Source organism: Kineococcus gurbantunggutensis, from assembly GCF_050871925.1.
Classification (GTDB): Bacteria; Actinomycetota; Actinomycetes; order Actinomycetales; family Kineococcaceae; genus Kineococcus.
The window spans coordinates 1-6,153 of the sequence record NZ_JBJLSG010000222.1 but is presented as its reverse complement, the minus strand read 5'-3'; the positions used below and the strand labels follow the sequence as shown (position 1 = coordinate 6,153).

The 6,153-nt window shown below is 77.7% G+C and carries 4 protein-coding genes and 1 pseudogene; 2 read left to right on the top strand and 3 right to left on the bottom strand.

Features of this window, described 5'->3' with window-relative positions; translation table 11 throughout:
• Nucleotides 1-138 precede the first annotated feature (138 nt).
• The gene (locus ACRYR7_RS23675; RefSeq protein ID WP_432574695.1) at nt 139-1,194 is read right to left on the bottom strand and encodes a cell wall-binding repeat-containing protein; all 1,056 of its coding nucleotides are present in this window, start codon (nt 1,192-1,194) and stop codon (nt 139-141) included.
• Nucleotides 1,195-1,413: 219 nt separating this feature from the next.
• Here ACRYR7_RS23675 and ACRYR7_RS23670 point away from each other — a divergent pair, with 219 nt between their 5' ends.
• Together ACRYR7_RS23670 and ACRYR7_RS23665 are read left to right on the top strand one after the other, a co-directional pair.
• On the top strand, nt 1,414-2,742 hold the full coding sequence (locus ACRYR7_RS23670) for a UDP-glucose dehydrogenase family protein (protein ID WP_432574694.1): 1,329 nt from the start codon (nt 1,414-1,416) through the stop codon (nt 2,740-2,742).
• 177 nt (nt 2,743-2,919) lie between these two features.
• Nucleotides 2,920-4,290 carry an LCP family protein gene (locus ACRYR7_RS23665; RefSeq protein ID WP_432574693.1) on the top strand — a complete coding sequence of 457 codons (1,371 nt, stop codon included), beginning with the start codon at nt 2,920-2,922 and terminating at the stop codon, nt 4,288-4,290.
• 27 nt (nt 4,291-4,317) lie between these two features.
• Here the strand turns inward: ACRYR7_RS23665 and ACRYR7_RS23660 are convergent, their stop codons facing one another.
• Both ACRYR7_RS23660 and ACRYR7_RS23655 read right to left on the bottom strand, forming a co-directional pair.
• Entirely contained in the window at nt 4,318-5,169 is an 852-nt protein-coding gene (locus tag ACRYR7_RS23660; RefSeq protein WP_432574697.1) for an HpcH/HpaI aldolase/citrate lyase family protein, read from the bottom strand.
• Between the two features lie 60 nt (nt 5,170-5,229).
• Nucleotides 5,230-5,952: pseudogene (locus ACRYR7_RS23655) on the bottom strand (alpha/beta fold hydrolase); the annotation flags it as partial.
• Between the last annotated feature and the right edge of the window lie 201 nt (nt 5,953-6,153).

The window sequence follows — 6,153 nt, the reverse complement described above, 5'->3', positions numbered from 1 at the left end:
CGCGCCACCTGGAGGAGAGGATCACGGTGCTGCCCCGCGGGGTGGCCCTGGACGGGGCGGTCCCGCCGGCGGAGCCGCGCCGGCGCCCCGCCCCCGGCGGGGACGGCGCGCCGGGCGCGGCGGGCTGAGGGCCCGGGCTCAGCGCAGGGCGTCGCCGACGGCGCCGGCCACGCCCGCGGAGACGGCGCGCTCGTCGCCGAAGACGAGGACCTCGTCGACCTCGGTGCCCTGGGCGCGCGCGTCGGCCTGCAGGGAGGTCAGCGCCTCGCGGCTGGCCGCGGGCAGGTCGCCGGGGCGGGTGAGCACCATCGGGCCGCCGCCGTAGGCGAGCAGGCCGGCGCCGGCGAGGGCGTCGGGCCAGTTCTCGCCCGTGGCCACGCCGACGGTGGTGGTGGCGTCCTCGAAGAAGCCGGTGGAGGTGAACTGCTGGGCGATGAGCGCGGAGGTCTCGTAGCGGTCCCCGCCGGCCAGGCGGGCCCAGCCGGGCTGGCCCTCCACGGCCACGGAGGCCAGGCCGCCGATGGCGATCTTCGTGTTGAAGCTCCGGCCGGCGAGGTAGCCGGCGGTGGCCGCGCCCAGGGTGTTGCCCTCGGTGAGCAGCACGGCGCCCACGCTGTGGTTCGTGACCTCGTTGACCACGCCCATCAGGGCGCCGGCGCTCAGGCCGTCGGGGTAGTTCCAGCCGGTGACGACGGAGACGGCGCTGGCCTGGGGCAGCAGCTTGGCGATCTCGACGGCGGTGCCGAAGCGGTCGGCGCCCTGCACGCGCTGGACGGGGAAGCCCAGGGCGCGCACGGCCGACTCGACCTCGGCGCTCAGGGCGCTGGTGCTGCCCAGCAGGTAGACGGTGCCGCCGGGCCGGAGCACGTCGCGGATCGCGGTGGAGACCTCCGGCTGCAGCGCGGTGCGCGAGGTCATCAGCAGCGGGCCGGCCTTGTCGGAGGCCAGCGGGGCGCCGGCGAGGGCGTCGGCGTAGGTGTCCGAGCGGGTCAGGACGACGGCGTCGGCCTGCTGGCCGGAGAAGGAGGCCGCGGCGGCGATGGCCGTGGCGACGCGGTCGGCCCCGGCGACGCGGCTGACGGTGGCCTTGAGCTCCACGTCGCCGGGGGCCGCGCCGGCGGGCGCGGCGGCCGCGCCGACGACGGCGGCGGCCAGGGCGGCGGCGAGGGCCAGGGGGCGGGGGGCGAGACGCATGGGACGGGGACCTTCCGGAGCGTGGTGCCTGGGTCCGCGCGCCGGGGGGCGCGCCGACCCGACCGGTGTCGGACCGGTCGGGCTCGACCTTGAGGCACAGGGTGGCACGAGAGCGCTGCGTGTGGGGGACGTCACCGACCAGGCGCGCGGCGGGGCGGGCGGGCAGGTCGCCCCCTCGCCGCTGTTCTCAGTGCGCTTGCGCGCCGCTACTGTGCGCCCATGCGCATGACTGTCATCGGGTGCGGCTACCTGGGCGCCGTCCACGCCGCGTGCATGGCCGAGCTGGGCCACGAGGTGGTCGGGATCGACGTGGACGCCGAGAAGATCGAGGCCCTGCGCAACGCGCGGGCGCCGTTCTTCGAGCCGGGCCTGCCCGAGCTCCTGGAGCGCACGATGGCGACCGGCCGGCTGCGCTTCACCACGGACGTGGCCGAGGCCGCCGGCGCGGCGGTGCACTTCGTCTGCGTGGGCACGCCGCAGAAGAAGGGCGAGTTCGCCGCCGACATGCGCTACGTGGACGCCGCGGTGGACTCGCTGCTGCCGCACGTGGGCGCCGGCGAGCTCGTGGTGGGCAAGTCCACGGTCCCGGTGGGCACCGCCGCGCGCCTGAGCACGAAGGTCGCCGAGCTGGTGCCGGGCGCGGCGCTGGCGTGGAACCCGGAGTTCCTGCGCGAGGGCCACGCGGTGGAGGACACTCTGCACCCGGACCGCCTGGTCTACGGCGTGCCCGAGGGGCCGGAGTCGGCCGTGGGCAAGTCCGCCAAGGCGCTGCTGGACGAGGTGTACGCCACCCCCCTCAAGCGCGGCACCCCCACGATCGTCACCGACTACCAGACCGCCGAGCTGGTCAAGGTGGCCGCGAACTCCTTCCTCGCCACGAAGATCTCCTTCATCAACGCGATGGCGGAGCTGTGCGAGAAGGTCAACGCCGACGTGGCGCAGCTGGCCGACGCGATCGGCCACGACGACCGCATCGGGCGCAAGTTCCTCAACGCCGGCCTCGGCTTCGGCGGCGGCTGCCTGCCCAAGGACATCCGCGCGTTCATGGCGCGCGCCGGGGAGCTGGGCGCGGACCAGACGCTGACGTTCCTGCGCGAGGTCGACTCGATCAACATGCGCCGGCGCATCCGCATGGTGGACCTGGCGCGCGAGGTGTGCGACGGCTCGCTGATCGGCAAGCGCGTGGCGGTGCTGGGCGCGGCGTTCAAGCCGCTCTCGGACGACATCCGCGACTCCCCCGCCCTCAACGTCGCCGCGCAGATCCAGCTCCAGGGCGGTGACGTGGTGCTCACCGACCCCGCCGCGCTGGACAACGCCCGCAAGGCGCTGCCGGGCATCTCCTACGCCGAGACGGTGGAGGAGGCCGTGCGCGGCGCCGACGTGGTGCTGCTGCTGACGGAGTGGAAGGAGTACCGCGACCTGGAGCCGGCCACGATCTCGTCGCTGGTGAAGGAGAAGCGCGTCCTCGACGGCCGCAACGCCCTGGACCCGGCGCGCTGGCGCGCGGCCGGGTGGACCTACCGCGCCCTGGGCCGCCCGCGCGCCTGAGCGCACCCGCCCCACCCGCTCCACCTGTTCCACCCGCGCCCCGTCCCCGGCCCCGCCGGGGGCGGGGCGCGCCCGTTGTGAAGGGAGTGCGCGGGTCCGAGGGGGCCGGGGCGAGGAGGTCGCGGCGGCACGGGCGGGTCGCCCCGGAGCGGTGCGCCCCGGCCCTACTGTGGTGCGGTGCCCGTCCCGCCGCCCCCGACCCCCGACCCGGCGCAGCCGCCGCGACGGCGGGCGCCCGGGCGGCCGACCGCGGTGCGCCGCCCCGTCGCGGACGGCACCGCCTCGGCCGCCGACGCCACCCGCGCGCTGCCGCCGACCCCGGGGCGCGAGCCGGCCGGCGGCGCGGACCGCGCCGGCTACAGCGCCACCACCTACGGCCGCCCCGCGCGCCGCCGCCCCGAGCGGGCCGCCGCCCAGGCGCCCGGGCGCGAGCAGCGCCTGGCCGAGCTGCGCCGCCCGGACCCGCGCGAGGACGCCCGCGGGCACGACCGCGGCGAGCGGCCCGCGCGCCGCCCCGCGCCCGGCGGCGGTGCTCCGTCCGGTCCCCCGCCGCGCCCGCCGCGCGGGCGCCGCAGCGCCGCGCAGCGCCGCCGGCGCACCCTGCTGGTGCTGGTGCTGGTCGCCGCCCTGGCCGTGGCCTACCCGCTGGCGCTGGGCTGGCGCGGCTGGTCGGCCGTGCGGCAGGTGGCCGCCACCTCCACCGGCGAGCGGCCCGCCGCGACCCCCGGCACCACCTACCTCATCGTGGGCAGCGACTCGCGCGACGGGATGAGCGAGGAGGAGATCGCGCAGTACTCCGCCGGCGGGGACGACATCCTCGGCCGGCGCACCGACACGATCATGCTGCTGCACGTGCCGGAGTCCGGGCCCTCGGCGCTCATCAGCATCCCGCGCGACTCCTACGTGCCGATCCCCGGCCACGGCTCCAGCAAGATCAACGCCGCGTTCTCCCTGGGCGGCGCACCGCTGCTGACGCAGACCGTCGAGGAGGTCTCCGGGCTGCGGGTGGACCACTACGTCGAGACCGGCTTCGCCGGGTTCGCCCGCATCGTCGACGCCGTCGGCGGGGTGGAGATGTGCCCGGCGCAGGCGGTGCAGGACGTGCGCGCGGGCCTGGACATCCCCGCCGGCTGCCAGTCGATGGACGGCGCCACCGCCCTGGGGTACGCGCGCTACCGCTACTCCGACCCGCTGGGCGACCTGGGCCGGGCCAACCGCCAGCGCGAGCTGCTCGCGGCGATCGTGGCGCGGGCCTCCAGCCCGCTCACCCTGCTCAACCCGTTCCGCGCGTTCCCGCTGGCCTCGGCCGGCGGCGGGGCGGTCACCGTCGACGAGGGCGCCGGGGTGGGCGACGTGCTGCGCTTCGCGACGGGGATGCGCTCGGCGACCGGCGCGGACGGGATCTCCATGACGGTGCCGGTGGCGGACACGAACTACCGCACCTCCTCCGGCAGCGCCGTGAAGTGGGACACCGAGCGGGCGCTGGAGATGTTCGGCGACCTCGAGCGCGACGACACCGAGGCGCTGCGCTCGCTCAGCGGCGCCTGAGCCCCGCCCGGGCCCCGGGCGCCCCGCTCAGCGCGGCTCGACGCCGAAGGCGCGCGCGAGCCGCTCGATGCGCTCGGCGCGGCCCAGGCGCGGCAGGTCGCCGCTGTCGCGCACCGTGCGGCCGCGGGCGTCGAAGTCGGCCAGGAACCGCCGCGCCCACGCCACGTCGGTGCGGGTGGGGCTCAGCGCCTCGTTGACGACGTCGACCTGCCCAGGCTCCAGGCACAGCTTGCCGGTCAGGCCCAGCTGCGCGGCCGCCTCGGCCGCCTCGCGCAGCGCGGCGTGGCCGGTGCCCAGGGTCGGCCCGTCGATCGGCCCGGGCAGCCCGCCGATGCGGCTGGCCACGACCAGGCGCGAGCGGGGGTAGCCCATCGCCACCTCCCCGGCGCCGGTGGCGGTGTCCAGGCGGTAGTCGGCGCTGCCGAAGGCCAGGCGGAAGCAGCCGCGGGCGCGGGCGGTGCCCACGGCCTCCTCCACGCCGAGCGCGGACTCGACGAGGGCGACGACCGGCACGTCGCCGCCGAGGCGGTCGGCGGTCTCGGTGACCTGCGTGCCGGACTCCGTCTTGGACAGCCACACCCCCGCCAGCCCGGGCAGCCCGCGCAGGGCGTCCACGTCGTGCTGCCAGTGCCCGCTGGCGCGGCCGTTGACGCGCACCCACGCCCGCCGCCCGGCGGACAGGCGCTCGACGGCGGCCGCGCGCGCGGCGTCCTTCAGGGAGGGGTCGACGCCGTCCTCCAGGTCGAGCACGACCTGGTCGGCGCCGGCGCCCCAGGCGGCGTCGAGGTCCTGCTCCAGCGCGGAGACGAGCAGCCAGGAGCGGGCCAGCTCCGGCGGCACCGAGCGGGCCGGCGCGCCGGCGGGGGTCGCGGTGGGCAGCTCGGTGAGGAAGTCGATGGCCGCGGTGCGGAAGTGCCGCGAGGTGGGGGCGTTGAAGTGGTGCCGGCCGGGGATCTCGAAGAAGGACCCCTGCGGGACGGCGGCGGCCAGGCGCCGGGAGCGCTCCAGGATGCCGTCCTCGGTGCCGGTGGCGAACAGCACCGGCTGGCGCGGGGGGTCGCCCGCGTCGGGGTGCCCGCTGCCGCGCATGCCCTCCACGAGCGCGACGAGGGCGCGCAGGTCGTTGCCGGCGATGGACTCCGCCATCGTCAGGTAGGCGGCGGTGAGGCGGTCGGTGACCTCCGCACCGCGCTCCAGGTGGGCGCGGGCCTGCTCCAGGTCGAAGCGCTGCAGCGGCTCGCCGTCGGGGATGCCGCCGAGCACCGCGCCGGCGATGCGCTCGGGCACCTGCACGGCGGCCTGCCAGCCCACGCGCGCGCCCAGGGAGTAGCCGACGTAGTGCGCCCGCCGCACGCGGTGCGCGTCCAGGACGGCGATGACGTCGGCGACGAGGAGTTCCAGGCCGTAGGCGCGCGGGTCGTGCGGGCCGTCGCTGGCGCCGTGCCCGCGCTGGTCCAGGGCGATGACGCGGAAGCCGGCGCGCACCAGGTCGCGCGTCCAGCCGGTCTGGGCGAAGTTCGCCGTGGCGCTGGAGGCGAAGCCGTGCACGGCGACCACGGCGGGCGCCCCCGGCTCCCCCCAGGAGTAGGTGGCGAGGCGGGTCCCGTCGCCGGCGGTGACGGTGAGCTGCTCGGGCGCGTCGGTGCTGGGCACGCGGGACATCCTGCTGGACGCGGCGCGCCCGGCGGGACGCGGGACCCGGCGCGCCCGTGCCGCGCGCGGGTGCGCCCTGCGCCGCGCGCGACGGCCCCGCCGCGGCCCCCGTCACCGTCACCTACACGCGGCTGAAGGCCAACCAGGAGCTGCGCGCGTGGGTGGAGGTGCAGGCCCTGACCCAGGCCGAGCCGCGCGCCCCGCCCCCCC

Excerpts from the sequence above, each read along its gene's own strand:
- ACRYR7_RS23670 (WP_432574694.1), top strand. The coding sequence starts at position 1,414 with ATGCGCATGACTGTCATCGGGTGCGGCTACCTGGGCGCCGTCCACGCC.
- ACRYR7_RS23675 (WP_432574695.1), bottom strand. The coding sequence starts at position 1,194 with ATGCGTCTCGCCCCCCGCCCCCTGGCCCTCGCCGCCGCCCTGGCCGCC.